27 protein-coding genes are annotated in these 26,950 nt (G+C 65.9%); 10 read left to right on the top strand and 17 right to left on the bottom strand.

Translation table 11 applies throughout. The annotated features are described in order from the left end of the window. Positions 1-23: 23 nt before the first annotated feature. Positions 24-386: a PepSY domain-containing protein gene (locus AC1DSJ_RS24870; protein ID WP_441372342.1), complete on the bottom strand. Its 363-nt coding sequence runs from the start codon at positions 384-386 to the stop codon at positions 24-26. Between the two features lie 178 nt (positions 387-564). Here AC1DSJ_RS24870 and AC1DSJ_RS24865 point away from each other — a divergent pair, with 178 nt between their 5' ends. Genes AC1DSJ_RS24865 through AC1DSJ_RS24855 form a run of 3 tightly spaced genes read left to right on the top strand, consistent with a single transcriptional unit; the run spans position 565 to position 2,989 of the window. Then, a complete protein-coding gene (locus AC1DSJ_RS24865; RefSeq protein ID WP_420865312.1) occupies positions 565-927 on the top strand; it encodes a PepSY domain-containing protein in 363 nt (120 codons plus the stop codon). Continuing rightward, the gene (locus AC1DSJ_RS24860) at positions 927-1,589 is read left to right on the top strand and encodes a response regulator transcription factor (protein ID WP_054422595.1); all 663 of its coding nucleotides are present in this window, start codon (positions 927-929) and stop codon (positions 1,587-1,589) included. The genes AC1DSJ_RS24865 and AC1DSJ_RS24860 overlap by 1 nt, the downstream gene beginning before the upstream one ends. After that, on the top strand, positions 1,586-2,989 hold the full coding sequence (locus AC1DSJ_RS24855; RefSeq protein WP_441372341.1) for a sensor histidine kinase: 1,404 nt from the start codon (positions 1,586-1,588) through the stop codon (positions 2,987-2,989). The genes AC1DSJ_RS24860 and AC1DSJ_RS24855 overlap by 4 nt, the downstream gene beginning before the upstream one ends. Positions 2,990-3,016: 27 nt before the next feature. Here the strand turns inward: AC1DSJ_RS24855 and AC1DSJ_RS24850 are convergent, their stop codons facing one another. From AC1DSJ_RS24850 to AC1DSJ_RS24835, 4 genes are all read right to left on the bottom strand, one after another. Beyond that, positions 3,017-3,445, bottom strand: coding sequence for a universal stress protein (locus AC1DSJ_RS24850; protein ID WP_054422594.1), 429 nt, complete (start codon positions 3,443-3,445; stop codon positions 3,017-3,019). Positions 3,446-3,462: 17 nt separating this feature from the next. Then, positions 3,463-3,888, bottom strand: a complete 426-nt coding sequence (locus AC1DSJ_RS24845) for a universal stress protein (RefSeq protein WP_054422593.1) — start codon at positions 3,886-3,888, stop codon at positions 3,463-3,465. Positions 3,889-4,009: 121 nt separating this feature from the next. Next, complete coding sequence (gene murI, locus AC1DSJ_RS24840; protein WP_175170044.1) at positions 4,010-4,813, bottom strand: glutamate racemase; 804 nt, start codon at positions 4,811-4,813, stop codon at positions 4,010-4,012. Between the two features lie 9 nt (positions 4,814-4,822). After that, the gene (locus AC1DSJ_RS24835) at positions 4,823-5,755 is read right to left on the bottom strand and encodes a LysR family transcriptional regulator (RefSeq protein ID WP_054422591.1); all 933 of its coding nucleotides are present in this window, start codon (positions 5,753-5,755) and stop codon (positions 4,823-4,825) included. Positions 5,756-5,895: 140 nt separating this feature from the next. On the opposite strand from AC1DSJ_RS24835, the gene AC1DSJ_RS24830 reads away from it, so the two are divergent. The 3 genes from AC1DSJ_RS24830 to AC1DSJ_RS24820 are packed head-to-tail and all read left to right on the top strand — an operon-like array spanning position 5,896 to position 7,728. After that, positions 5,896-6,471 carry a chromate transporter gene (locus tag AC1DSJ_RS24830; RefSeq protein WP_054422590.1) on the top strand — a complete coding sequence of 192 codons (576 nt, stop codon included), beginning with the start codon at positions 5,896-5,898 and terminating at the stop codon, positions 6,469-6,471. Then, positions 6,468-6,992, top strand: a complete 525-nt coding sequence (locus tag AC1DSJ_RS24825) for a chromate transporter (RefSeq protein ID WP_054422589.1) — start codon at positions 6,468-6,470, stop codon at positions 6,990-6,992. The genes AC1DSJ_RS24830 and AC1DSJ_RS24825 overlap by 4 nt, the downstream gene beginning before the upstream one ends. Positions 6,993-7,023: 31 nt before the next feature. Beyond that, positions 7,024-7,728 carry a DUF1345 domain-containing protein gene (locus AC1DSJ_RS24820; RefSeq protein ID WP_441372340.1) on the top strand — a complete coding sequence of 235 codons (705 nt, stop codon included), beginning with the start codon at positions 7,024-7,026 and terminating at the stop codon, positions 7,726-7,728. A gap of 132 nt (positions 7,729-7,860) precedes the next feature. On the opposite strand, the gene AC1DSJ_RS24815 is transcribed toward AC1DSJ_RS24820, so the two are convergent. The 7 genes from AC1DSJ_RS24815 to AC1DSJ_RS24785 form a co-directional block, all read right to left on the bottom strand. Then, the gene (locus tag AC1DSJ_RS24815) at positions 7,861-8,994 is read right to left on the bottom strand and encodes a methyltransferase (RefSeq protein ID WP_054422588.1); all 1,134 of its coding nucleotides are present in this window, start codon (positions 8,992-8,994) and stop codon (positions 7,861-7,863) included. Between the two features lie 140 nt (positions 8,995-9,134). After that, the gene (locus AC1DSJ_RS24810; protein WP_054422587.1) at positions 9,135-10,802 is read right to left on the bottom strand and encodes an OFA family MFS transporter; all 1,668 of its coding nucleotides are present in this window, start codon (positions 10,800-10,802) and stop codon (positions 9,135-9,137) included. A gap of 126 nt (positions 10,803-10,928) precedes the next feature. Beyond that, positions 10,929-11,186 carry a formate dehydrogenase subunit delta gene (locus tag AC1DSJ_RS24805; RefSeq protein ID WP_054422586.1) on the bottom strand — a complete coding sequence of 86 codons (258 nt, stop codon included), beginning with the start codon at positions 11,184-11,186 and terminating at the stop codon, positions 10,929-10,931. A gap of 18 nt (positions 11,187-11,204) precedes the next feature. Next, a complete protein-coding gene (gene fdhD, locus AC1DSJ_RS24800) occupies positions 11,205-12,038 on the bottom strand; it encodes a formate dehydrogenase accessory sulfurtransferase FdhD (protein ID WP_441372372.1) in 834 nt (277 codons plus the stop codon). A gap of 36 nt (positions 12,039-12,074) precedes the next feature. Beyond that, positions 12,075-14,951: a formate dehydrogenase subunit alpha gene (fdhF, locus tag AC1DSJ_RS24795; protein WP_476760406.1), complete on the bottom strand. Its 2,877-nt coding sequence runs from the start codon at positions 14,949-14,951 to the stop codon at positions 12,075-12,077. Between the two features lie 15 nt (positions 14,952-14,966). Continuing rightward, positions 14,967-16,547, bottom strand: coding sequence for a formate dehydrogenase beta subunit (locus AC1DSJ_RS24790; protein WP_441372339.1), 1,581 nt, complete (start codon positions 16,545-16,547; stop codon positions 14,967-14,969). Continuing rightward, entirely contained in the window at positions 16,544-17,101 is a 558-nt protein-coding gene (locus tag AC1DSJ_RS24785) for a formate dehydrogenase subunit gamma (protein ID WP_175170040.1), read from the bottom strand. The genes AC1DSJ_RS24790 and AC1DSJ_RS24785 overlap by 4 nt, the downstream gene beginning before the upstream one ends. Positions 17,102-17,245: 144 nt before the next feature. Here AC1DSJ_RS24785 and AC1DSJ_RS24780 point away from each other — a divergent pair, with 144 nt between their 5' ends. The 3 genes from AC1DSJ_RS24780 to mobA all read left to right on the top strand — a co-directional run bounded on the left by AC1DSJ_RS24780 (position 17,246) and on the right by mobA (position 20,188). After that, positions 17,246-18,325 (top strand): substrate-binding domain-containing protein, encoded by a 1,080-nt coding sequence (locus AC1DSJ_RS24780; RefSeq protein ID WP_054422581.1) that lies wholly within the window; start codon positions 17,246-17,248, stop codon positions 18,323-18,325. Between the two features lie 68 nt (positions 18,326-18,393). Next, complete coding sequence (moaA, locus tag AC1DSJ_RS24775; RefSeq protein WP_346551065.1) at positions 18,394-19,509, top strand: GTP 3',8-cyclase MoaA; 1,116 nt, start codon at positions 18,394-18,396, stop codon at positions 19,507-19,509. Continuing rightward, on the top strand, positions 19,502-20,188 hold the full coding sequence (mobA, locus tag AC1DSJ_RS24770) for a molybdenum cofactor guanylyltransferase MobA (RefSeq protein WP_346551063.1): 687 nt from the start codon (positions 19,502-19,504) through the stop codon (positions 20,186-20,188). The genes moaA and mobA overlap by 8 nt, the downstream gene beginning before the upstream one ends. Here the strand turns inward: mobA and AC1DSJ_RS24765 are convergent. From AC1DSJ_RS24765 to moaC, 5 genes are read right to left on the bottom strand one after another with little or no spacing between them, the layout of a single operon-like run. Beyond that, entirely contained in the window at positions 20,136-21,341 is a 1,206-nt protein-coding gene (locus AC1DSJ_RS24765) for a molybdopterin molybdotransferase MoeA (protein ID WP_427952088.1), read from the bottom strand. The genes mobA and AC1DSJ_RS24765 overlap by 53 nt on opposite strands. Positions 21,342-21,344: 3 nt before the next feature. Continuing rightward, on the bottom strand, positions 21,345-21,866 hold the full coding sequence (moaB, locus tag AC1DSJ_RS24760) for a molybdenum cofactor biosynthesis protein B (protein WP_441372338.1): 522 nt from the start codon (positions 21,864-21,866) through the stop codon (positions 21,345-21,347). Then, the gene (locus AC1DSJ_RS24755; protein ID WP_054423294.1) at positions 21,863-22,345 is read right to left on the bottom strand and encodes a molybdenum cofactor biosynthesis protein MoaE; all 483 of its coding nucleotides are present in this window, start codon (positions 22,343-22,345) and stop codon (positions 21,863-21,865) included. Before AC1DSJ_RS24755 ends, moaB begins: the two co-directional genes overlap by 4 nt. 5 nt (positions 22,346-22,350) lie before the next feature. Continuing rightward, complete coding sequence (locus AC1DSJ_RS24750; RefSeq protein WP_054422576.1) at positions 22,351-22,602, bottom strand: MoaD/ThiS family protein; 252 nt, start codon at positions 22,600-22,602, stop codon at positions 22,351-22,353. Then, entirely contained in the window at positions 22,583-23,071 is a 489-nt protein-coding gene (moaC, locus tag AC1DSJ_RS24745; RefSeq protein WP_175170036.1) for a cyclic pyranopterin monophosphate synthase MoaC, read from the bottom strand. Before moaC ends, AC1DSJ_RS24750 begins: the two co-directional genes overlap by 20 nt. 136 nt (positions 23,072-23,207) lie before the next feature. On the opposite strand from moaC, the gene AC1DSJ_RS24740 reads away from it, so the two are divergent. Continuing rightward, complete coding sequence (locus AC1DSJ_RS24740; RefSeq protein WP_441372337.1) at positions 23,208-26,927, top strand: DUF748 domain-containing protein; 3,720 nt, start codon at positions 23,208-23,210, stop codon at positions 26,925-26,927. Positions 26,928-26,950 lie beyond the last annotated feature (23 nt).

The following is a 26,950-nucleotide window of genomic DNA, read 5'->3' as shown; positions in this document are numbered from 1 at the left end:
CCGGCGCGGTTGACCCACTGCGTTCAGTCGTCGAAGCGGCTGCGCGTGACTGCGCCCGATTGCGGATCAACGCGCAGCTTCACGCGCTGGCCCTGCGGGTCGTACGCCTTGACCTCGTAGCCGTGCTTGCTGGAACGTTCGATCTCGGAGATATTGCGGTAGCCGGCGGCTTCCATCTTGTCGTAGACCTGGCGAATCGTCAGCATCGGGGCGGCGGGTGCAGTCTGAGCGGCCGGAGCGGCCTGAGCGGGAGCAGCCTGAGTGGCCTGAGCGGCCTGAGCCGGAGCCTGAGCCGGAGCCGCGGTTTGCGCCTGGGCGGCGGTGCCAGCGACCAAAGCGGATGCGCCAATTGCCAGGGCGGCCAGGGTTTTTTGAATGCGCGTCATGATGGGATATCTCCTAAGGGTAAGGGGGAAAATGCTGGCCGTTGCAGCGACCATGTGCCCATTATTCGGGTTGGCGCATGAACCTATTCTGAAGCCGCCGTTCATCCCAGGTTCATCCTCGGCGCGGTATAAAAGACGCTCCCTTTCCCCCTTATTCGCCCACCAAAGAGGTCCGGCATTGCGGTATTTTCCCCTGACATGGTCCAAGCGCGGCGGCCTGTTGCTGTCGGGCTGCGCCTTGGCGCTTGCGCTGATCGCAGGCCCCGTCAGCGGGCTGGCCGGCGAAAGCGACCACGAACGCGCACGCCAGGCGCTGGAAGCCGGCAAGGTGCTGCCGCTGGGCGCGGTGCTGGACATCGTTGAACGCGATTTTCCCGGGCAGGTCGTCAAGGTGGAATTCGAAGAAGACGATGACGAATTCATCTACGAGATCCGCGTGCTGCAAAGCGGCGGCGGCATCCTCAAACTGAAGCTCGATGCGCGCGACGGCACCTTGTTGTCCGTCAAGGGCCGCGACATCAAATTCAAGGGCAAGGACTGATGCGCATCCTGGTGGTTGAAGATGAACCCACGCTGGCCGGCCAGCTGGCCGACGCGCTGCGCGGTGCGGGCTATACGGTGGATGTATCCGGCGATGGCGAATCCGCCCGCTTTCTGGGCGATGTGGAAGCGTTCGATGCCGTGGTGCTGGACTTGGGCTTGCCGGTGATGGATGGGCTGACGGTGCTGAAGCAATGGCGCGCCGCCCAGCGCAACATGCCGGTGCTGATCCTGACCGCGCGCGACAACTGGCACGAAAAGGTGGCCGGCATCGACGCAGGCGCGGACGATTACCTGACCAAGCCTTTTCACATGGAAGAGTTGCTGGCGCGGGTGCGCGCGCTGCTACGCCGCAGCACCGCGCACGCCAGCGCGCAATGGCGTTGCGGCCCGCTGATGCTGGATACGCGCCAGGCCAAGGTCACGATCGACGGCCAGGCGCTGACCCTGACCAGCCACGAGTTCAAGGTGTTGTCGGTGCTGATGCAGCGCGCGGGCGAGGTGGTGTCGCGCACGGAATTGATCGACCACGTGTACGCGCAGGACTTCGACCGCGACTCCAACACCATCGAGGTCTTCATCGGCCGGCTGCGCAAGAAGCTGCCGCCTGACACCATCGAAACGGTGCGCGGGCTGGGCTACCGGTTGGCGGCGCGCGAATGATGACGCGGCGCGCGGGCGTGCTGGGCTCGCTGCGGCTGCGCCTGCTGGCCGGAACGCTGGCCTGGATTCTGGTGGCGGTGGTGATGGCGGGGTGGGGGCTTTCCAGCCTGTTTCGCCAGCACATCACGCAGCAGTTGCAGGCCGAGCTCACCTTGCATCTGAACCAGCTCACCGCCGCCATCAACATGGGCGCCGACGGGCGTCCGGTGGTGTCGCCGCCGCTGAGCGACCCGCGGTTGGAGCAGCCGCTGTCGGGTTTGTATTGGCAGGTGGACCGGCTGGCGGATGGCGGCAAGCCGCCGGCCATGGGCGTGGCGCGCTCGCGGTCCTTGTGGGACCAGACACTGGACGCGCCCCTGAAACCCGTGCCGCGCGATGCCGATAGCGGCGATCAGGTTTATGACCTTACCGGCCCCGCCGGACGCAGCCTGACGGCGCTTGCACGCGTGCTGAAGCCGGCTGAAGAAGACGCCGCGCCCTTGCGCCTGATTGTGGCCGCCGACCGCAACGTGCTGGCCGAACCCATCGAGCGCTTCAACCATATGCTGGCGATTGCCTTGGGCGCGTTGGCCGTTGGCTTGACGGCCGCCGCCGTGGTGCAGGTGGTGGTGGGTTTGCGGCCCTTGGCCCGGCTGCGGCGGCAATTGGCGAAACAGGATGCGGGCAGCAGCCGCATCGACGGCCAGTTCCCCAGCGAGATCCAACCCCTGGTCGACGATTTCAACCAGGTGCTGGCGATGAACGCCGACATCGTGCAGCGCGCCCGCACGCAAGCGGGCAATCTGGCGCACGCCGTCAAGACGCCGCTGACCATTCTTGCCAACGCCGCCTCGCGCGACGCGAGCGTGCCAGCGGCGTTGGTGGAAGAACAAGTGGCGATGGCCAACCGCCAGATCAACTATCACCTGGCCCGCGCACGCGCCGCCGCCGCATCAGGCGCGGCCGATGGGCGCGCGCCGTTGCAGGACGCGGCGGCGGGGCTGGTGCGCGTCATGCAGCGCCTGTATGCGCAGCGCGGTTTGCAGATCAGCATGCAAGGTTTTACCGGCCCGCAAGTGTTTCGTGGCGAGCCGCAGGATTTGCAGGAAATGTTGGGCAACCTGCTGGATAACGCCTGCAAATGGGCGCGCAGCCAGGTGGTGATATCGGTGGAACCGGCAAGCGGCGCGCGCTTGCTGATGCATATCGATGACGACGGCCCAGGCATCGAAGACGATGCCCGCGAGCGCATCTTTCTGCGCGGCGTGCGCATGGACGAACAACTGCCCGGCTCGGGCCTGGGGCTGGACATTGTGCGCGATCTGGTCGGCACGTATGGCGGCGAGGTTCACGCGAGCCCATCGCCGTTGGGCGGGCTGCGCGTGTCCTTGTCGTTGCCGGGGCTTGCCGGCGCGATATGAATACTAAAAACGCGCCAGCCCGACGCGTTACTTCACCAGCGTGACCGGCACGTCCGACAGTTGCAGCACCTGATTGGCGACCGAGCCGATCAGGATGTTGACCAGATTGCCATGGCCGCGCGTGCCCATCACGATGCGGGCGCAGCCTTGGTCACGCGCGTAGCCGGCGATCTCGGTGGCGGCGTGGCCGAATTCGATGTGGCTGGTGTAGTCGGTGCCAGTGGTGTCCAGCAGCTGGCGCGCCTCGTCGGTGGCCTCCTGGCCTTCGCGGGCGTAGAACTCGTCGATCATGTCTTGCGTGATCAGACGGGAAACGCCGGCGCGCCCTTGCGTGGGCGTTTGCACGTTAAGCAGATGGATGCGCGCGGCGGGCGCGCCTTGGGCCAGTTGGCGGGCGTACAGCACGGCGCGGTTGGCATTGTCGGAGCCGTCGACGGGGACCAGGATGTTCAGCATGGATGCTCCTTGATGCATTACTTGACCAGGGTGACGGGCAATTCCGTCAGGTGCAGGACGCGCGTGGCGACGGACCCCATGAACAGCGACGAGACCGACCCCAGGCCACGCGACCCCATGAAGATTTCGTCAGCGCCGGATTCGCCGGCGATGCGGACGATGGTTTCAGCCGCTTCACCGATTTCAACATGCACGGCGAAGGGCACGCCCGCTTGCGACAGCAGGCGGCTGGCTTCCTGCAAGGCGGCCTGGCCTTCGTCCTGGTAATAGGCGTCAATGTCTGCTTGAGACAGGCCGCGGCCGATCTTGCCGGACTTCAGAGGTATCTGGACGCTGAGCAGGTCCACGCGTTCGACGGGGTCGTAGGCGCGGGCCGCCAGCAGGGCTTGGACGGCGTGGACGGCGGGTTTGGAACCGTCGACGGGAATCAGGACGCGTTTCATGGTCGTCTCCTTGTTATGTGCGAGCCGCGAGAGGCTGTGCGATCACTGTATTCCAATTATTCGCCGATTTCGCGCAAGGGACGCTGCGCAGGATCAACCCGCGCGCGCGGCAGGCAAGCGATCAGCGCCAGCGTTCGGGCGTGGCCGCCGCCTCATGCGGCTTGCCCAGCAAGCGGCTGGCCAGCGCCGCCAGCGCGGGGACGCTGCCCGTGGTTTCCAGATGCAGGTCTGCGGCGCCGGTTGCGCGCAGCAAGCCCTTTTCCTGCAACTGATGCCGCAGCCAGCGCGCCACGGGGGCGCCGGTTTCCAGCAAGGGCACGCTGGGGCCGGCCGCCGCCTGGATGGCGTCGCGCAGGAAGGGGAAATGGGTGCAGCCCAGCACCAGCACGTCGGCGCCGGCCGCGCGCAATTCCGCCACGGGCGCTTGCACGGCGGCATCGACGGCGGGGCCGGTGAGTTCGCCTTGCTCCACCAGCCGCACCCATTCCGGGCAAGGCCGCAGCAGGATGCGGACTTCGGGCGCTTCGCGCTGGACCAGCGCGGCGAACTTGGGGCTGGCCAAGGTGCCGGTGGTGGCGAACACCCCCACGACGCCGCTGTGCGTCAGATGCGCGGCGGGCTTGATGGCGGGTTCGACGCCGATGATGATCAGGCCGGGGTGGCGCTTGCGCAGTTGGGCAATGGCGGCGGCGGTGGCGGTGTTGCACGCGACGACCATGGCTTTTGCCTGGCGCGACACGAAATAATCCGCCAGCGCAAAGGCGCGTTGCAGGACGAACTCTTGCGTCTTTTCGCCATAAGGCACGTGCGCGGAGTCGGCCACGTACAGCAGCGATTCATGGGGCAGGGCGTCGCGAATGGCGCGCAGCACGCTCAGGCCGCCAACGCCGGAGTCATAGATACCGATAGGAGATTCGGAAAGCATGGTGTTGGATTATCCGCGAGTCAGGCCGGGGTCTTCGGCGCGATGCCGGCGCACTTCGTCGATCAGCTTGCGGGTGGCGCCTGACATCGGCGTGTCGCGCCAGATCAGGTTCAGTTGCGCGCGCAGCGCCACGGGGCCGGTGACATTGACGTACACCACGCCTTCGATGTTCACGCGGCGCAGCGACGCCGGCACCAGCGACACGCCCAGGCCGGCCGCCACCAGGCTCAGCGTGGACAACATGCGCGGCGCTTCTTGCGCTACGCGCGGGCTGAAACCCGATGCGCTGCACGCGGTGATGATGGCGTCGTACAAACCGGGGCCGCTATGGCGGCGGTAAAGGATCAAGGATTCTTCGGCCAGTTCGGACAGCGCGATCTGGCTGCGCGCGCGTCCCTTGACGGCGGGATGGTCGGCGGGAAAAGCCGCCAGCATGGTTTCTTCCAACACGGTTTCTTCGGACACGCCCGAACCCGTGCCGTGCGCGCCGCGAATGAAAGCGACGTCCACGCGGCCTTCGCTGACCGCTTCGCGCAGTTCGCCGGTGCTGCTTTCTTCCAGCACCAGCCGCACATTGGGCGCGCTTTCGCGAAAACGGCGGATGACCGTGGGCACAAAGGGATGGAACGCGGCCGACCCGGTGAACCCCACCGTCAGCCGGCCGGCTTCGCCTTGGGACACGCGGCGCACGCCATCGACCGCCTGGTCCACCAGCGCGAGGATATTGCGCGCATCGTCCACCAGCGCGCGCCCGCTTTCAGTCAGTTCCATGCCGCGCGGCAGGCGGTGAAACAGGGTCACGCCCAGCTCTTGTTCCAGCACGCGAATCTGCTGGCTAAGCGGCGGCTGCCGGATGCCAAGCCGGGCGGCGGCCTTGGTCAGATGGGATTCCTCGGCCACTGCCAGGAAGTAACGCAGCAGGCGCAAGTCGACCGATGCCATATGGGTTGGATATGAGTGGTTAAGTGGTCATATATTAGACATTATCTTGAGCGAAGAGTAGGCTTCCCACTCGGTATTTCTCTGTCAGCGCGGCGACGCGCCAGCCCCTGCTTACCGGCCCCAAGACCGGCCCTTACACCATGAATGCAGCACCCTCCACCCTAGAGGCCGAGTGTCGGCCTGCGCCCACTTGCGGGCAGTTGTTTTACGGATTCCTCATGCTTGGCCTGACGGCCTTCGGCGGCGCGCTGCCGCTGGCGCGCCGCATGGTCGTTGAAAAACACGGCTGGTTAAGCGGGCCGGAATTCACTGACCTGCTGGGCCTGTGCCAGTTCCTGCCAGGCGGCAACATCATCAACCTGTCGGTGGCGCTGGGCATGAAATTCCGCGGGCCGCGCGGCGCCTTTTCGGCGTTGATGGGGCTGATCCTGGCGCCGTCGGCCATCGTCATTCTGCTGGGCATGGTGTATGACCGCTTTCAGAGCGATCCGCACATCCAGCACCTGTTCGCGGGCTTGGCGGCGGCGGCGGCGGGGCTGCTGATTTCGATGGCGGTCAAGATTGGCGTGCCGGTGATCAAGCGCCGCGACTGGCTGGCTGGGGTGGTGGCCACGATCTGTTTCGTGGCCATCGCCGTGTTGCGCATTCCCTTGCTGCCGACGATGGCGGTGCTGACGCCGCTGAGCATCCTGGCCGTGTGGAGGCAACGTCGATGATCCATACGCTGATTGCGCTGGCCCTGATCTTTTCCCAGCTGTCCGTGCTGGCGTTTGGCGGCGGCAACACGATCCTGCCCGAGATGCAGCGCCAGGTTGTCGAGGTGCACGGCTGGATGAGCGCGGCCGATTTTTCGGCCCTGTTCGCCTTGGGCCAGGCCGCGCCCGGCCCCAACCTGATGGTGGTGACGCTGGTGGGCTGGCACGTGGCGGGGTGGTGGGGGATGCTGGTCACGACCATCGCCAAGTTCGGCCCGTCGTCGTTGATCACCATCCTGGCGCTGGGCTTGTGGGAACGCTTCAAAGACCGCCCGTGGCGCGGCGTGATTCAGGCGGGTATTTTTCCGATGACCGTCGGGCTGGTCGCGGCCAGCGCGTCGCTCATCACCGAGGCGTCGGCGCATACCTGGCTGCTGGGCGCGATCACCGCCGTGGTGGCGGTGCTGGGCAGCACCACGCGCATCCACCCGCTATGGTTGCTGTTCGGCGGCGCGCTGGTGGGTTTGGTGGCGATCGGTTAGCGTAAGGATCTTGCCGCACGCAGGAGCCCGCATGACGAAGCCGATCCCGGACGAGCCGCAGCACGACAACTCCCACGATAATCCCGCCGCGGCCGTCGACAGGCTGCCGTTCTTCCATGCGCACCGCCGGCTGGTGATGTGCGGCCTGTTGTTCGTGGTGGCGGGTGGCGCGGCCTACGCGCTGGGCCGTTCGCCCAGCCTGGCGCTGCTGCTGGGTTTTGACGCCGCGGCGCTGGTCTTCCTGGTCTTGACCGCCAGGGTGTTCGGCCAGGCCAGCTCGGCCTCGATGCGGGTGCACGCCAAGCAGCAGGACGTCGGGCGCATGGGCGTGCTCTGGAGCAGCGTGGCGCTGTCCATCATGGTGCTGGTGGCGCTGTGGGTGGAATTGCGCGGCGAAAGCAGCGTGGGCGGCGTGGTCGACATGCTGGCGGCTGCGGCCACCATCGTGTTGTCGTGGCTCTACATGAACATGATCTTTGCGCTGCACTACGCGCATGGCTACTACGGCCATCGCAGCGGCACGCACAAGGGGCTGGATTTCCCCGGCACGCAGGAACCGGATTACTGGGACTTCGCCTATTTTGCGATGGTGCTGGGCATGACCTTCCAGGTGTCTGACGTGCAGATCGTCAACCGGCGGGTGCGGCGCATGGCGCTGATGCACAGCGTCATCGCGTTCTTCTTCAACGTGTTCATCATTGCGATCAGCGTGAACGTGGCTGCGGGCAAGGCCTGAAAAAAACGCGGCCCGAAGAACAGTCTTCGGGCCGCGTTATGGTTCATGCATTCATGCATTCATGCGTTCATGCGTTCATGCGCGCATGCGTGCGGGTCAGGCTACCAATCAGGCGACTTATCAGGCAGTCAATCAAGCAGCCGGTGCAGCCGCCGCGCCCAATCTCCACAACGACGTCACTTCCTTCGAACGCGCCGCATACAGCGGGTCGCTCGGGTCTTTGGCGCGTGCGTGCGTGGGGCGCGTGTCGATGCGTTCGATGACGCGCAGCCCGGCCGCATCAATCATTTCCATCAACTGTTCGCGCGTGCGCAGGCCCAGGTGTTCGGCCAGGTCCGACAGAATCAGCCAGCCTTCGCCGTTGGGCGTCAGGTGCTCGGTCAGCCCATTCAGAAAGCCGCGCAGCATGCGGCTGTCGGGGTCATACACGGCGTGTTCAACCGGGGAACTCGGACGGGCGGGCAGCCACGGCGGGTTGCAGACGATCAACGACACGCGGCCTTCGGGGAAGAGGTCGGCTTCCACGATGTCGACCTGCTTGGACAGGCCCAGCCGTTCCAGGTTTTCGCGGGCGCAAGCAAGCGCGCGCGGGTCCTGGTCGGTGCCGATGACGCGCTTGCCGCCACGGCGCGCAATCACGGCGGCCAGAACGCCGGTGCCGGTGCCGATATCAAAGGCCACGCTGCCACGCGGCATCGGGGTGTTGGCCACGAGTTCGACGTATTCGCCGCGCAGGGGCGAGAACACGCCGTAGTGCGGGTGGATGCGGTTGTTCAGGACGGGAATTTCCACGCCCTTCTTGCGCCATTCGAAGGCGCCGATCATGCCCAGCAGTTCGCGCAGCGATGCCACGTAGGGCTCGTCGGCGGGGCCGTGGACTTCTTCGCAGGCTTGGCGCGCGTCGGGCGCGCGGCGCAGCGAAATGCCGTGGCCGGCGTCAAACGGAATCAGCAGCATGCCCAGGATGCGGGCGCGCTGGGATTGAATCTGGCGGTGCTGGTTGAAGGCTTCCAGCAGCGTGTCGACCGGCTTGCGCGGGCGCTTGTCCACGCGGCGGGTCATGGCTTGCAGCAGCAGACGCGCGTTCTGGAAGTCGCCGCGCCACAGCAGGCCGACGCCTTCGCAGGCCTGGCGGTAGGCCATGTCCGCGGTCAGGGTGTCGTCCACCACGACCACGCGCTTGGGCGGCGTGGCGCCGGTTTCAGAGAGCCAGCGGGCGGAGCGGGGGGCGTCTTGTTCTACCCAGTGCAGTTCAGGGGCGGTCAATGTGTCGCTCCAGCAAGGACGGGGGGACGGGGCAGGATCATGTAGGGGAGATAAAAAGAAAGGGCGCGGGCTGCCAATGTAGCAGTTTCGCGCCCCGGGGCGGTGCGCGGCGCGCCGGGCGCCGCGCGGATGTGCCGCTTTCAGTGGAACAGGACAACCGCCTTTTGCAGCGTGATCCAGATGCCCCAGGCTAGCGGAATCCCCACGCAGGCCCAGGCGAACAGCACCAGGGCGGCGGGCGTGCGGAAGGTCGAGCGCCCCACGCCGTGCGTTTCAGCGGCGGCTGCGCGTTCGTGCGCCAGGGCTTTTTCCTGCGCCAGTTCGGCGTCCGTCATGAAGTATTTGGGGTTGACCGGGCGAATTGCCAGATTGCACAGAAAGCCCAGCACCAGCATGCCGGCCAGGATGTACATGGTGATGTCGTACACCTGCGCGCGCGGCACGCCAATCGACAACTGGTATTCGCGGATGTAGTTCACCAGCACCGGGCCAAAGATGCCGGCCGCCGACCACGCCGTGAGCAGCCGGCCGTGGATGGCGCCCACCATCTGCGTGCCGAACAGGTCAGCCAGGTACGCCGGTACGGTCGCGAAGCCGCCGCCGTACATCGACAGGATCACGCAGAACGCGGCCACGAACAGGGCCAGCGCGCCCATGTGCGCCGTCCACGGAATGGCGGCGTACAGCACGAAGCCCAGCACGAAGAAAATCAGATAGGTCAGCTTGCGGCCCAGCTTGTCAGACAGGCTGGCCCAGAAGAACCGCCCGCCAATGTTGAACAGGCTGAGCAGGCCGGTAAAGCCCGCGGCAATGGCGGCAATGGCGGCCAGCTGATCCTTGTCCAATTGGGCGTAGCCCAGTTCCGGCTTGTTGATCAGGCCGCCGCCAAACACTTCCTGCAAAAGCGGGGACGCCATGCCCAGAATGCCGATGCCGGCCGTCACGTTCAGGCACAGCACCAGCCAGACGAGCCAGAATTGCGGCACGCCCCAGACGCGCTTCACGTGCACGTGACCCTTGGTGATCATCGCGTTGTTGGCATGCTTGGCAGGCGCCGTCCAGCCTTCCGGCTTCCAGCCCGTGGGGGGCACGCGGTAACCCAGCGCGCCCGACATCATGAAGATGAAGTACACGACGGCCATCGTCAGGAAGGTCTGCCAGACGCCGGGCGACGTGGGGGTGGCGAAGTGGCGCATCAGCAGGTCGGCCAGGGGCGCGCCTATCATTGCGCCGCCGCCAAAGCCCATGATGGCCATGCCGGTCGCCATGCCGCGGCGGTCGGGAAACCATTTGATCAGCGTGCTGACGGGCGAGATATACCCCAGCCCCAGCCCAATGCCGCCGATGACGCCCGACCCCAGCCACAGCATCCACATCTGATGCAGGTACACGCCGATGGCCGAAATGACTAGGCCGCCGCACCAGCACAGCGCTGACACCACGCCCGCCTTGCGCGGACCGGCGCGTTCCAGCCAGCCGCCCCAGAGCGCGGCGGAACACCCCAGCAGCACAAAGAACAGCGTGTACATCCACCCCATGGTGGAAATCTTCCAGTCGCAGCTGGTCGTGAAGAGTTCGGCGGCCAGGCTCATGTCGGCCGGGCAGGAGAGCGGCTTGGCGCCGCCCACCACCTTGGACAGGGGCAGCCAGAACACCGAGAAACCGTAGGCCATGCCGATGCAAAGATGGATGGCCAACGCGGCAGGAGGCACCAGCCAGCGTGAGAATCCAGGCCCGGCGATCGTGCGTTCTTTGTCAAAAAAACCCGGCTTTGAGCCGGGCAGGTCCAAGGTGGCGGTACTTTCCATGGGGTCTCCTCGTGGGGTGCGGCTTTATCGCTCGCGCCGACCGGAAATAGAACGGGGGCGCGGCCTCTTTTATTGAATCCGTCACTGCGTGCTGCGAACTGACTGCGGTAAAGCGGTGCCGCCTGGCTACCCCACTCGGGGCGCCGGGGTCAGGCGCTGGCGGTTCTGCGTGACCGCGTCCAGCACCAGCGGGTGCAACTGTTCATCGCCAGCGTCGCCATTGGGGCTGGCCGCCAGAAAACCCAGCAGCTCGTTGCGCATGCGGGGTTCCCAGAATTTGTGGATATGGTTGGCCACGCCTTCCAGGGCTTCGTGGCGGTCCGGCATGGCGTCAAAGAATTGGCCGATGCGGTTGGCCATGCGGATCAGATTGCCGATTTCCATTGCGTGTCAGGGTTCCGTTCAGGGGGTGAAGCGTTCGGGATGGGCGTACAGCGTGGCGTCGCCGCCGCGCAGAAAGCCCACCAGGCTGACGTTGGCGTCTTCTGCCAGGCGGATGGCCAGCGCCGTGGGGGCGGACACCGCCGCCAAGACCGCCACGCCGGCCGCCGCCGTTTTTTGCACCATTTCGAAACTGGCGCGGCTGGACACCAGCACGATGCCGCCGCCGGCATGCATGGCCTGGCGCGCCAGCGCACCGATGAGTTTGTCCAGCGCGTTGTGCCGGCCCACGTCTTCGCGCACCAGGGCGATGGCGCCGTCGGCGCCCGCCCAGCCCGCCGCGTGCGTCGCGCCCGTGATGTCGTGCAGCGCCTGACGTGCGCGCATGTCGCGCATGGCCGCCAAAACGGCCTGGATACGCAATGTCGACCCGTTGGTCACGGGCGCGACGGGGCGCAGCACTTCGGGCAGCGTTTCCACGCCGCACAGCCCGCAGCCCGTGCGGCCGGCCATGGCGCGGCGGCGGGTCTTTAACCGCACTTCGCAAGCGGTGGAGATCTCCAGCTGCACGACGATGCCGTCGCATTGCGGCAGCACGTCAATGCCGCGCACGTCGCTGACGCTGTCGATGATGCCTTCCGACAGCGAAAAGCCCACCGCAAAGTCTTCCAGGTCGGCGGGCGTGGCCAGCATGGTGGCGTGGCTGATGCCGTTGAACTCCAGCGCCACCGGCGTTTCCTCGGCCACGAAGTCGAGCTCGGGGGCGGGGGCGATGGCCCCGTCCCGCACGCGGGTGACCGGGGTCTGCGTGCAGTCGGGGCGAGTGGGCGAGGACGGGGGCGTAGACGGCGGCATAGTCATGGCATCCAGGGCGGTCGAGGCCGGCAGGGGTTATTTCCCGGTCAGCGTCGCTTCGTTTTCGCGCGATCGCTCGCGCAGCAGCTTGTGCTGGATGTCTTCAAAGCGCGACCATTGGCGCTGCCATTCCGAAGGCTGGGACACGCGCGTGACCTGCACGGCGGTGACCTTGTATTCGGGGCAGTTGGTCGCCCAGTCGGAGCTGTCCGTCGTAACGACGTTGGCGCCGGACTCGGGAAAGTGGAACGTGGTGTATACCACGCCCGGCTGCACCCGGTCGGTCAGCGTGGCGCGCAACACGGTCTCGCCTGCGCGGCTCTGGATGCCCACCCAATCGCCTTCGGCCACACCCCGATCTTCGGCGTCTTGCGGATGCAGTTCCAGCACGTCTTCGCCATGCCACATCACGTTGGGCGTGCGCCGGGTCTGCGCGCCCACGTTGTATTGCGACAGGATGCGGCCGGTGGTCAGCAGCAGCGGGAAGCGCCGCGTGCTGCGTTCGTCGGTCGGCACGTACTTGGTGATCATGAACTTGCCCTTGCCGCGCACGAAGGCGTCGATGTGCATGATGGGCGTGCCTTCCGGCGCGTCGTCATTGCACGGCCATTGCAGGCTGCCCAGCTTGTCCAGCTTCTCGTAGCTGACCCCCGCGAACGTGGGCGTCAGCCGCGCGATCTCTTCCATGATTTCGCGCGGGTGCGTGTAGGGCATGGGATAGCCCAGCGCGTTGGACAGCGCGACGGTCACTTCCCAGTCCGCCTTGCCGTTCTTGGGTTCCATCACCTTGCGCACGCGCGAGATGCGGCGTTCGGCATTGGTAAACGTGCCGTCTTTTTCCAGGAACGACGAGCCCGGCAGGAACACATGGGCGTACTTGGCGGTCTCGTTCAGGAACAAGTCCTGCACCACGATGCATTCCATTGCGGCAAGGGACGCCGCCACGTGCTGCGTGTTGGGGTCGGACTGCACGATGTCTTCGCCCTGGCAGTACAGGCCCTTGAACGTGCCGCCCAACGCCGCTTCGAACATATTGGGAATGCGCAGGCCGGGTTCGGGCTGCAAAGTCACGCCCCAATCCTGTTCGAATTGCGCGCGCACGACGTTGTCGGAAATGTGGCGGTAGCCGGGCAGTTCGTGCGGGAACGAACCCATGTCGCACGAGCCTTGCACGTTGTTCTGGCCACGCAGCGGGTTCACGCCCACGCCTTCGCGGCCGACGTTGCCGGTGGCCATGGCCAGGTTGGCAATCGCCATGACGGTGGTGGAGCCCTGGCTGTGTTCGGTGACACCCAGGCCGTAATAGATGGAGCCATTGCCGCCGGTGGCGAACAAGCGCGCCGCGCCGCGCACGGCTTGCGCCGGCACGCCGGTGATTTCCTCCATCGCTTCCGGTGAATTTTCCGGCAGCGAGACGAAGTCGCGCCATTCGTTGAAGGCCTTGGTGTCGCAGCGTTCGGCCACGTAGTCTTCGGCGATCAGGCCTTCGGTGGCGATCACATGCGCCAGCGACGACAGCAGCGCCGTGTTGGTGCCGGGCCGCACCTGCAAGTGGAAGTCAGCCTTGATGTGCGGCGAACTCACCAGTTCGATGCGGCGCGGGTCAATCACGATCAGACGCGCGCCTTGCCGCAGCCGCCGCTTCAGCCGCGATGCGAACACGGGGTGGCCGCTGCTGGGGTTGGCGCCCATCACAATGACCACGTCCGTGTGCATGACGGAATCGAACGTCTGCGTGCCGGCGGATTCGCCCAGCGTCTGCTTCAGTCCGTACCCTGTGGGCGAATGGCACACGCGGGCGCAGGTGTCGACGTTATTGGTGCCGAATGCCGCACGCACCAGCTTTTGCACCAGCCACGTTTCTTCGTTGGTGCAGCGTGACGACGTGATGCCGCCCACGGCGTCGCGGCCGTACTGGCTTTGGATGCGGCGGAACTCGGACGCCGCATAGTTGATGGCTTCGTCCCAGGACACTTCCTTCCAGGAATCGGTGATGTGCTTGCGGATCATGGGCTTCAACACGCGCTCTTTATGCGTGGTGTAGCCCCAGGCAAAGCGGCCCTTCACACAGGAATGCCCGCGGTTGGCCTGGCCGTCTTTCCACGGCACCATGCGCACGACTTCCTGGCCCTTCATCTCGGCCTTGAAGCCGCAGCCCACGCCGCAATACGCGCAGGTGGTCACGACCGAGTGTTCGGCCTGACCCATCATGATGACGGTCTTTTCTTGCAGCGTAGAGGTCGGACAGGCTTGCACGCAGGCGCCACAGGACACGCATTCGCTGTCCAGGAAAGGCTGGTCCTGCCCCGGCGATACGCGCGATTCGAAGCCTTTGCCCGAGATCGTCAGCGCGAASGTGCCTTGSGTTTCTTCGCAGGCGCGCACRCAGCGGTTGCACACGATGCACTTGGASGSGTCGTAGSTGAAGTASGGGTTGGAYTCGTCGGTCTTGGCGTCTAGGTGGTTGGCGCCATCGTAGCCGTAGCGCACGTTGCGCAGGCCCACCACGCCCGCCATGTCCTGCAATTCGCAATCGCCGTTGGCGGGGCAGGTCAGGCAGTCCAGCGGGTGGTCCGAGATGTACAGCTCCATCACGCCGCGGCGCAGTTCGTGCAGCTTGGGCGTCTCGGTAAAGACCACCATGCCGTTTTCAGCGGGCGTGGTGCATGACGCCGGATAACCGCGCCGGCCTTCGATCTGCACCAGGCACAGCCGGCACGAGCCAAAGGGTTCCAGGCTGTCTGTTGCGCACAGCTTCGGGATGTTGATGCCCGCTTCGGCGGCGGCGCGCATCAGCGAGGTGCCTTCGGCCACCTGGATTTCCTGGCCGTCGATGGTCAGGGTGATGGTTTTTTCAGAGACGCGCGCCGGCGTGCCCATGTCGCGGTCGCGCTTGATGACGGTTTCTAGCATGGTGGTCTCTCGGGTTCAGGCCGCGTGCGCGGCAGACTGCGGGGACTCGATGCCGAAGTCCTGCGGAAAATGGTTCAGCGCCGACAGCACGGGGTAGGGCGCCATGCCCCCCAATGCGCAGAGCGAACCGCCCATCATCGTGTCGCACAAGTCGCGCAGCAGATGCACCTGCTGTTCACGTTGTTTGGTGTCGGCCCCGCCTGCGGCGATCTTGTCGATGGTTTCGACGCCGCGCGTGGAGCCGATGCGGCACGGCGTGCATTTGCCACAGGATTCGATGGCGCAGAACTCCATCGCGTATCGCGCCATGCGCGCCATGTCGACGGTGTCATCAAACGCCACCAGCCCGCCGTGGCCGATCATGGCCGAGATCTGGATGTAGGCCTCGTAGTCCAGCGGCACGTCCCATTGCGATTCGGGCAGATACGCGCCCAAGGGGCCGCCTACCTGCACGGCGCGCAGGGGCCGCCCCGATGCGCTGCCGCCGCCAAACGTGTAGAGCAGATCGCGCAGGCTCAGGCCGAAGGCCTTTTCCACCAGGCCGCCTTGCTTCAGGTTGCCCGCCAGCTGAAACGGCAGCGTGCCGTGCGAGCGGCCCACGCCGTAGTCGCGGTAGTACGCCGCGCCCTTGGCCAGGATGATGGGCACCGTCGCCAGCGAGATCACGTTGTTGATCACGGTGGGCTTGCCGAACAGGCCCGATATCGCGGGCAGCGGCGGCTTGGCGCGCACCACGCCGCGCTTGCCTTCCAGGCTTTCCAGCAGGGATGTTTCTTCGCCGCAGATGTAGGCGCCCGCGCCCTTGCGCACTTCCAGGTCGAACTGGCGGCCGCTGCCGTGCACGTCGCGGCCCAGCCAGCCCACGCTGCGGGCGCGCGCGATGGCGGCTTCCAGCGTCTCGATGGCGTGCGGGTATTCGGAGCGCACATAGATGTAGCCATAGGTGGCGCCCACGGCCAGCCCGGCAATCGTCATGCCTTCGATCAGCACATAGGGGTCGCCTTCCATCAGCAGGCGGTCGGCGAAGGTGCCGGAATCGCCTTCGTCGGCGTTGCAGACGATGTATTTCTGATCGCTGGGCGAACCCGCCACCGTCTTCCATTTGATGCCTGTCGGAAACGCTGCGCCGCCGCGGCCGCGCAAGCCCGAGGTGACCATTTCGTCGATGATCTCGGCCGGCTGCATCGCCAGCGCCCGCTTCAGCCCGGCCAGGCCGCCATGCGCGGCGTAGTCCTGGATGGATAGCGGGTCGATCACGCCCACGCGGGCGAAGGTCAGGCGTTCCTGCTGTTTCAGGTAGGGGATGTCTTCGGTCAGCCCCAGCCGCAGCGCGTGCGCGTCACCGGTAAGCCAGCCCGCATCGAACAAGCCGGCCACGTCTTCGGGCGCTACCGGCCCGTAGGCGATGCGGCCTTCAGGCGTGGCGATTTCAACCAGCGGTTCCAGCCACAGCAGCCCGCGCGAGCCGTTGCGCACCACCTGCACGGACAGCCCGCGCTCGTCGGCAATGCGTTCAATGGCGTGCGCCACGGCGTCGGCGTCCATGGCCAGCGCCGCGGCGTCGCGCGGCACGTAGATGACGATGGGGGCGCTCATGACGTGGTCTCCAGCGTGCGGGTCAGCAAGCGGTCGAGCTTGTCGGGGGTGACGCGGGCATGCGGCTGGCCATCGATCATCACGGCGGGCGACTGCGCGCACAGCCCCAGGCAGTACACGGGCTCCAGCGTGAAATTGCCGTCAGACGTGCTGGCGTGGAAACCGCAACCCAGTTTGGCCTGCGCATGGGCGGCCAAATCGTCGCCGCCCATGGCCTGGCAGGATTCCGCGCGGCACACTTCCAGCGTATGGCGCGCGGCCGGCTGGCTGCGGAAATGGGGGTAGAAGGTGATGACGCCGTGGACTTCGGCGCGGGACAGGTTCAGGGCCTCGGCGATGGTTTGCACCGCCTCGGCCGGAATACAGCCCAATTCGTGTTGCACCTGGTGCAGCACCGGCAGCAAGGGGCCGGGCAGGTCTTTCAGGCTGGCCACGATGCGGGCGGTGGCCGCAATGGCGGGGGTGGCGGAATGCTGAGCGGCGTCCAGGGCCAGGGGGCCGCCCCGGGCGCCCCCGCTGGACGCCAGATCGGATTTTGCCTCGCGCTGATGCACGGTGGTCTCCTCCAGGTGAACTGGGTGTTGTTGTGGGCCGGAATACGTGGCGTTTAATATGTTTTTAAAAACATAATAAATGCCCGTCCGCCGCGTTATTTGTGTACTCTAACCACGTACTTGAACGCCTTCAATAAGAAATAAATGACATATAAGTTCCGAATCGGCCTGCGGCCGCAATGGACATTGGGGACAGACGACGATTCGGCGCCCGTGCCATTGCAGGACATGCTGGCCTTGCTGGCCGCCATCGACGCCACCGGCAACATCACGGGCGCGTGCCGCGCCTGCGGGTTGTCTTATCGGCACGCATGGGGCGTATTGCGCCGCTTCGAGACCATCTTCGGCACGCAATTGCTCATCACCAATCGCCGCCAAGGCACGCAGCTGGCGCCGTTTGCGCAGCGTCTGCTATGGGCCAACCGCCGCATCGAAGCGCGGCTGATGCCCACGCTGGACAGCATGGCGTCCGAATTGCAGGAAGAGCTGGAACGGCTGCTGCCCGAAAGCGGCCCGCACTTGCGGCTGCACGCCAGCCACGGTTTTGCGGTGGAATCGCTGATGCAGCACATGGGCGGCAGAAAGCCCGGGCTGGAACTGCGCTACCGCACGGCGATCGAGGCGCTGGCCTCGCTTGAGCGCCATGAATGCGATCTGGCGGGGTTTCAGGTGCCGCAGGGCGATTTCGAATCGCCCATCATGGAACGCTACGCGCAGTGGCTGCACGCAGATGAATACCTGCTGATCCACCTGGCTGTGCGCAACACGGGTCTGTTCGTGACGGCGGGCAACCCCAAGCAGATTCGCGGCATGGCCGACCTGGCGCGCCCCGATGTGCGCTTCGTGAACCGCCAGATCGGGTCCAGCACGCGTTACCTGGTGGGGCTGATGCTGCAACGCGCGGGCGTCTCCATCGGCGAGGTCCAGGGCTACGAAACCAACGAATTCACCCATATGGCGATTGCCGCGCACATTGCCAGCGGCATGGCGGACACGGGCGTGGGCGTTGAAACCGCCGCCTGCCGTTTCGGGCTGGACTTCATCCCGCTGGTGCGCGAGCGCTACTTTTTCGCCATCCGCAAATCGTCGCTGGAAACCCCGGCCATGCAGGATTTGCTGAGCATCATGCGTAGCGCCGATTACGTGGGGTACGTGGGGCAACTGGTTGGCTACGACGCCCGGGACACCGGGCGCTTACAAACGCTGGAAGAGGCCTTTGCCTGAAGGGCGATGCCCCTGCCTTCAGGATGACCTTGCGCCAGTGCAACGCGACGCCGAGATATGATCACCCCATGAGCAAAGTGATTTTCCTTGCCGACCGCCGGTCTGACCGCTCGGCCTGGCCCGCGCCCGGCGAACTGCCGCCGGCTGGCCAGCCCGCGCGGGATGCGCGCGTGCGTCCCTTGCGCGACTTGCGAATTTCGGTCACGGACCGCTGCAACTTCCGCTGCACGTACTGCATGCCGCGCGAAGTGTTCGACAGCAGCTACACCTTCATGCCGCATGCCGACCTGCTGTCGTTTGAAGAGATCAGCCGCCTGGCCGGTATCTTCACGCAGCTGGGTGTGGAAAAAATCCGCCTGACTGGCGGCGAGCCCTTGCTGCGCAAACACATCGAAAACCTGGTGGGCCAACTGGCCAGCTTGCGCACGCTGGAAGGCAATCCTCTGGACTTGACGCTGACGACCAACGGCAGCGTGCTGGCGCGCAAGGCCGCGGCGCTGAAAGCGGCCGGCCTCACGCGGGTCACCGTCAGCCTGGACGCGCTGGACGCCGCCATGTTCCAGGACATGAGCGACAGCGGCTTCACGCCCGATGACGTGCTGCGCGGCATCGATGCCGCTGCCGAAGCCGGGCTGGCGCCTGTGAAGGTCAACATGGTGGTGCGGCGCGGGTTGAACGACGCGCAAATCCTGCCGATGGCCGAACGCTTCCGTCACAGCGGCCACATCCTGCGCTTCATCGAATACATGGACGTGGGCAACACCAACGGCTGGAACCTGGCCGAAGTGGTGCCCAGCCAGGAAGTGCTGGACCGCATCGGCGCCGTTCATGCGCTGGAACCCGTGCAAACCACCGAGATGGGCCGCGTCGCCGAACGCTGGCGCTATGTGGATGGCGGCGGCGAAATCGGCGTCATCTCCAGCGTCACACATGCGTTTTGCGGCGGCTGTACGCGCGCGCGCCTGTCGCCGGAAGGCAAGCTCTTCCTGTGCCTGTTCGCGCACGAAGGCTACGACTTGCGCGCACCCTTGCGCGATGGCGCAAGCGACGCCGAATTGGCGGCCATCCTGGCGGGCATCTGGTCGGGGCGCAATGACCATTATTCAGAACTGCGCGGCCGCAACATGGCCGACCCCACGCCCGACCCCGGCCGCAAAGTTGAAATGAGCTACATCGGTGGCTGACCCCGCAACGCCGCACACGCGCATCGCCGGCCTGATCCTGGCGGGCGGGCAGGGGTCTCGGATGCAGCATCAGGACAAGGGGCTGGTCGAGTTGAACGGCGAGCCGATGGTGGCGCATGTGGCGCGCCGCCTGGCGCCACAGGTGGGGCGCGTGATCATCAGCGCCAACCGGCATCTGGACCGCTATGCGCAATACGGCCAGGTGGTGGCCGACGGGGAGCCCGAGCTGGGCGCGTTTCAAGGCCCGTTGGTGGGTATCGCGGCAGGGCTGACTGCGGCCGCCGCTGAACACGATGATTGGCTGGTGGTGACGCCGTGCGATACGCCCTTTCTACCTGATGATCTGGCGGCGCGGCTGATCGCTGCGGCGGCATCGGCCGATGCACCGCTGGCGCACGCCGTGGCCGGCGGCCAGCATCATTCGGCCTGCATGGCCTTACGCACGACGCTGCTGCCGGCCTTGCTTGAATATCTGCGGGCGGGCGACCGCAAGGTGGGCTTGTGGCAAGCCCGCATGGGCGGCGTCGAAGCGCGTTTTGACGACACGCCCGACGCCTTCATGAACGTCAACACGGCGGAGGAATTGGCTGCGGCGGCGCAATACGCCAGCCGTCACGCTACCGCCGCTACGCCAGCCAGTGGCGCAAGTCGTAGTACGGCACACGATCCTGATCGTTGACCAGTACATCGGCCGGCAAGCGCGCAAGCCCTGTCGCCCACGGCATTGAGCTGATCACGCCTGACCCCTGGTGGCCGTAAGGCACCAATTCACTGCCGCCATTCTCGGCCGTGCGGCACTGGACGCGCAGGAATTCTTCGCGGCCATCCTGACGCGGACGCTCGGTGCGCAAAGGCAGCAGGCTGACAGGCGGGAAGATGGTTTCGCGGCCCTGCATGCGGCGCACCAGCGGCGACACCAGCATCGCAAACACGGCATAGGCCGACACCGGATTGCCGGGCAGGCTGACGACGGGCGTGCCGCCAATCTTTGCCAGCGCGACCGGTTTGCCGGGCTTCATGCGCACCTTCCACAGCGACAGTTCACCGCCCAACGTGGCCAGCGCCGGCTTGACCAGGTCGCGCTCGCCGACGGACACGCCGCCCACGCTCAGCACCAGATCGCAATCGGCCAGCAAGGTCTTGAAGGCAGCAAGCAGATCGGCTTCCGTATCGCGCGCATGCAAGACGTGCACGGGCAGGGCGCCCAGGCCGCGCACCAGCGCGGCGAGCATCGGGCCGTTGGAGTTGTAGATCTGTTCCGGCGCGCGCGGCGTGCCGGGCGGCACGAGCTCATCGCCGGTGGTCAGGATGCCAACGCGCAACTGGCCCACCACCGGCACGCTGGCCAGCCCTTGCGACGCCAGCAGCGCCACGTGCGCCGCTTGCAGCAGCGTGCCTGCGGCCAGCAAGGGCGCGCCGGTCATCGTGTCTTCGCCACGGCGGCGAATGTGCTGGTTCGGCGCGGGCTGGCGTGTGATCTCGACCTGGTTGTCGGCTTCGACTGTGTCTTCCTGCATGACGACGGTGTCGGCGCCATCGGGAATCAGGCTGCCCGTGAACAGGCGGATGGCGTGGCCGGGCTTGAGCGGTTCGGGCACGTCGCCGGCATAGCAGCGTTGCTGGATGGGCAGGCGGGCCCCGGCTTGCCAATCGGCCACGCGCAGCGCATAGCCGTCCATGGCGCTGTTGTCGGCCGGCGGGATGTCCACGGTGGCTTCCAGGTCGGTCGCCAGCACGCGGCCCGCGGCGTCGTTCAGGGGGATGTCGTCGCGGCGTTGCAGCGGCCCTGCGGCATTGGCCAGCAGGGTCTGGGCTTGATCAAAATCCAGCATGGGTCAGTGGTCTTCTTCAGTGGGCTTGAAGTGCGAGGCGAAGTTGCACGGGCGGTGGCTGCTGTCGAACTGCTCGCGCAGGATCTGCGCCCAGGCGGTTTCGCAGGCATTGTTCGATCCGGGCAGGCAGAAAATCAGCGTCTGGTTGGCCGACCCGGCAAACGCGCGCGACTGGATGGTGGAGCTGCCGATCTCGGTGTAGGAAATCTGGCGGAACAGTTCACCAAAGCCAGGAATCTCGCGGTCCAGGAGCGGCAGGATGGCCGCCGGCGTATGGTCGCGATGCGAAAAGCCCGTGCCGCCTGTCGTCAGGATGATCTGCACGTCGGGGTCGGCGATCCAGTCGCTGATGACGCGGCGGATCTGGTAGATGTCGTCGCGCACGATATCGCGGCGCACACACTGGTGGCCCGCATGCGCCAGGTTATGGGCCAGCAGGTTGCCGGACGTGTCGTCACCCGCGCTGCGGGTATCGCTGACGGTCAGGACGGCGCAGGCCAGAGAGACGGGGAGGGCTTCGCTCATGGGCGTTCCTTCGAGGGGGCGGTGTCTTCATCCCAGGAGTCCGTGCGGTCCTGGTCGGATTGGCGTTGTTCGACCCAGAAGCTGCTGCCGCCCGCAAGCGTCTCGCGCTTCCAGAAGGGGGCGCGCGTCTTCAGCGCGTCGATGATGTATTCGCAGCCGCGAAAGGCGTCGCCGCGATGAGCGCTGGCGGCCGCCACGAACACAATCTGGGCATTGCGGTGCAACGCGCCCACCCGGTGCACGATCACGGTGCCGGCCAGCTTCCAGCGTTCGCGGGCGGTGGCGGCAATGGCTTCGAGCTCGCGCTCGCACATGCCGGGGTAGTGTTCAAGAAAGAGCGTGTCGGTGGGCGCATCGGGCGCGTAGTCGCGCACATAGCCCACGAAGGTGACGATGCCGCCCACGCCGGGGCCGGCGCTGTCACGCAGCGCGGCCGTCAGCGCGGCGCCGTCGAAATCGGCTTCCTGGACGCTGATCATGGCGTTCAACCTCCGGTGACGGGTTCGAACACGGCGACCTCATCGCCCGGGCGAATCGCGGCCGTCGGTTTGGAATGGGTCTGGTTGATGGCCAGCTTCAAACGGCTGGCAGGTTCCAGCTGGGGATAACGCGCGCCCAGCGCGGACAGCAGTTGCGCGCCCGTGGAGTCGCCATCGAGCGGCCAGCTTTCCGTGCGCTTGCCGACCAGCTCCGCCACGCGGGCGAAGTACAGGAGATTAATCGTTGCGCCATTCACCGCTTTTTCCTCCCGCCTTGTACTTAAGGCGAACTTGTTCAACCACGATGCCCTTGTCGGCCGCTTTGCACATGTCGTAGATGGTCAGCGCGGCCACGCTGCACGCCATCATGGCTTCCATTTCCACGCCCGTCTTGTAGCTGGTGCGGCACGTGGCCAGGATGTCGATGCGATGCGCGGCGTCGTCCAAAGAAAAGTCCACGCCGACGAACGCCAGCGGCAGGCTGTGGCACAGCGGGATCAGCTCGGCGCAGCGCTTGGCAGCCAGCACGGCGGCCACGCGCGCGGTGTTGAGCACTTCGCCCTTGCCTTGGCCCGGCTGCGTCAACAGCCCATAGGCCACGGCATTCATGCGGACGCTGGCGGTGGCAATCGCTACGCGCTCGGTGTCCGTCTTGGCGATGACGTCGACCATGCGGACCTGGCCGGCTTCATCCAGATGACTCAAAGTGGGGGTGGTCGGGGGCATGGGAATCGGGATCGAGAATTGTTAATGTTTGAAAAGTGCGGTCCCGGCTGGCCGGGCGGGCCGCTGTTGCGCCTATGATAGACGAGCGTTAACCAGGGCGCGATAATCGCCTTCAACTCGTATCAGGAGACTCTCGATGCCCGTGCGGATGCCAAAGCTTCGGCTCACCCGGCGCGCCGGCAAGATCCTGGTGGGCATCGTGGCGTTTGTGCTGATCCTGTTCGGCGTTGCCGCCTGGCAAGTCCCCAAGGTACTGCACAACGTCCTGACGGACGACGTATCCAAGATGATTGGCCGCGACGTTTCCGTCGGCAAGATCAGCTTCAATCCCTTCACGCTCACCCTCCGCGCCCGCGACCTGGCCGTTGCCCAGCCGGGTTCGCCGACACCGCTGCTGACGCTGGCCGAACTGGATGCCAGCGCCGCCTGGAGCTCGCTGTTCTGGTTTGCGCCCGTCGTTGATCGTCTGACGCTGCGCCAGCCTACCATCAGCGTCGTGCGCGAAGACGTCACGCGCTTCAACTTCTCTGATATTTCCCAACGCATCGAGGAATTGTCTGCCGCCAAGCCCGCAGAACCGCCCAAGCCTGATGAAGGCCTGCCGCGTTTTTCGCTGAACAACATGGTGATCGAGGGCGGCACCATCACGCTGGATGACAAAGTCACCGGCCGCAAGCAGGTGGTGGATGAGCTGGCCGTGGGCGTGCCGTTCATTTCCAACTTCGGTTACGCCACCGACATCGACGTGCAGCCCCGGCTGCACTTGCGCATCAACGGCAGCCCGTTCGACCTGACGGGCGTGGCCCGCCCGTTCGACAAGGTGCCGTCATCGACCCTGCGCGTGGCCTTCAACGGCCTGCAACTGGAAAAGTGGGCGGACGTGTGGCCGATGCCGCTGCCGTTCAAGCTGGACAGCGCGCTGCTGGATTCCAATCTTCAAGTTGTGTTCGAGCAGCCCAAGGACGCGCCGCCGAAAATCCGCGTGGTGGGTGATCTGGGCCTGCGCCGCTTTGATCTGCATGACACCGCTGGTGACCGCCTGGCCGCCTGGAGCGCGCTGACGGTCACGCGTCTTGAACTGGAGCCGATTGCACGCCAGCTTTATATCGGCGAAATCGGCCTGTGGGCGCCGCAGATTCATGTGCGCCGCTATACGAACGAACATCTGAATTGGCAGGACGTCGTCGCCAAGCTGAAGCAGCTGGGCGGCATTGCGCCGACTGAAACGCCGGTCGCAGACAAGCTCAAGCGCGACATGGGGCTGAAGGTGGAGCCCAAAGGGGCGGCGGCGAAGGCCGAGGCGGAAACGAAGGCCCAGGTCTCCCCGGAGGCCGGTGCGGCACAAACCCCAGCCACGCCTGACGCGGCCGCCGTGCCCAGCAAGCCCGGCGTACCCAGCACATCGAACACGCCGGCCTCGCCCGGCACACCCACCACACCGAACACGCCGGCCTCGCCCGGCACATCCACCACCCCGAACACGCCGCCCGCGCCCGGCACATCCCCCACACCGAACACGCCCGCCGCACCCGGCGCACCCGCTACCGCCGCCACCACGCCGCCAGCCCCCGCTCCCGCGGAATGGAAAGTGACGCTGGATGCCTTCAACCTGCACGAAGGCGAGCTCTACGTCACCGATGCGATCAGCAAGCTCGATTACGTCATGACCGGCATGGCCGTCACTGTGGAAGGCGTGGAGATCCCCGAGGTCAAGGACCAGCCTGTCAACCTCTGGCTGACTGTGGACAACAGCACCGACGGCGGCTGGATACGCGCCAAGGGGCCGCTGGAGCTGAAGCCGCTGTCGCTGGAATTGGGCGTACGGATGGGCAACATCGCCTTGGCGCCGCTTGCGCCCGCCGTGCGCAGCGTGGCGCCGATCCTGCTGCAAGATGGCCGCTTGGGCGCCTCTGCGCAGGTCCATGTCAAAGAAAAGGGCGGCGTGATTGATGCGTCCGCCACGGCCGTGCAAGCCGACCTGACGCAATTCAAGGCGCGCGACGAATCGCTCAAGCCCGCGCTGGATATCGCCCTGCAAACGCTGCACGTCACCGCCGACCGCCTGGCCATGGGCCCGGGGCAAAGCAACTTCACGGTGGCCGCCGCCGGCATCCAGGGCAACGGCAAGCTGGACTTGAAGGGCGCGTTCACCCCGCAGCCGCTGACGCTGAAGTCGTCGGTGGACTTGTCCGAGCTGAACGTGGCCGCGTTCGCGCCGTATGCCGCATCCAGCCTGAATGCGACGGTGCGTGCCATCACGTTGGGCGCCAAAGGCAACGTCGACTTCGCGGCCGCGGCCGGCAATGCGCCGATGAAGGTCAACTGGAAGGGCGGCGTCGAAGTCACCGGCGTCGACTTGCAGGACCGCGTCAACAACGACGACTTCCTGAACTGGAAGCGCCTGGGTTTCGTGGGCATGGACGTGTCGGTGGCGGGTGACAAGATCGCGGCCAAGCTGGGCGACATCGCGCTGGAAGACTTCTACGGCCGCATCCTGCTGAACGCGCAGGGCCGGCTGAACGTGATGGACCTGATCGCCGCGCCCGGGCAGGCAGGCGGCTCGATCACGCAAGACACGCAGACGCCGGGCCGGCAAGCGTCCCCGCCCGCTGCCGCGCCTGCCGCCGCAGCCAAGGGCAGCTCGGGCGGTGCAAGCGCGGGCATGCCGGACATTGCGGTCAACAGCGTCACGCTGACGCGTGGCCGCATGACGTTTACCGACCGCTTCGTCAAACCGAATTACGTGGCGGAGTTGTCCGCCATCGAAGGCGCAATCACGGCCGTGTCGTCTACCAATCCGCAGCCCGCCAAGGTCAAGGTGACGGGCCGCGTCTACACCACGGCGCCTTTGTCGATCAGCGGCATCGTGCAGCCCTTCGCCAAGTTCCTGACGCTGGACTTGAAGGCGTCGGCCAAGGGCGTGGACCTGCCGCGCTTCAACACTTATTCGGCCAAGTACGTCGGCTACCCGATCAAGCGCGGCAAGCTGTCGGTGGACTTGGAATACAAGATCAAGGACCGCGCGCTGCAAGCCTCGAACCACGTGGTGCTGAACCAGCTGACGTTCGGCGACAAGACCAACAGCCCCGACGCCACCAAGCTGCCGGTGCTGCTGGCCGTGGCGCTGTTGAAGGATTCGCGCGGCAATATCGATATCAACCTGCCGATCTCGGGTTCGCTGGACGACCCCGAGTTCTCGGTGGGCGGCATCGTGGTGCGCGTGCTGATGAACCTGGTGGTTAAAGCGGTGACGTCGCCGTTCAGCCTGCTGGCCTCTGCTTTCGGGGGCGGCGAAGAACTGTCTTACGTGGAGTTCGCGCCTGGCAGCGCGGCGCTGACGGAAGACACGCTCCAGCGTATCGACACGCTGACCAAGGCACTGACGGATCGCCCCGCATTGAAGATGGACATCAGCGGCCGCGCTGACCCAAAGACCGATCTGGAAGGCCTGCGCCAAGCTTGGGTCGACAACCAGATCCGCGCCGCCAAGGCCGCCGACACCACGCCGCGCGGCAAGAAGCCGAACGTGGCGGGCGTCAAGGTTTCGCCCGCTGAACGCGCGAAGTATCTGGAAGCCGTCTACGACGACGCCGACATCAAGGACAAGCCGCGCAACTTCATCGGCATGTCGAAGTCGGTGCCGCCGGACCAGATGGAAGCGATGTTGCGCAGCGTGGCGCCGGTGGGGGATGAGCAGTTACGCCAATTGGCGGATGCCCGCGCGCAGGCGGTGTATGAGAAGTTGCAAGCCCAGGAAGGACTCGCGGATCGTGTCTTCATCGTTGCGCCGCAGCTGGACGCGGACGGCATCAAGGACGAGGGGCAACCCTCGCGCGTGGACTTCTCCCTGAAGTGAAACCAGCCGGTCAATCGGGGGTG

It is taken from the genome of Achromobacter sp. 01N37, assembly GCF_056399725.1.
This window is presented reverse-complemented; position numbering and strand designations above follow the sequence as displayed.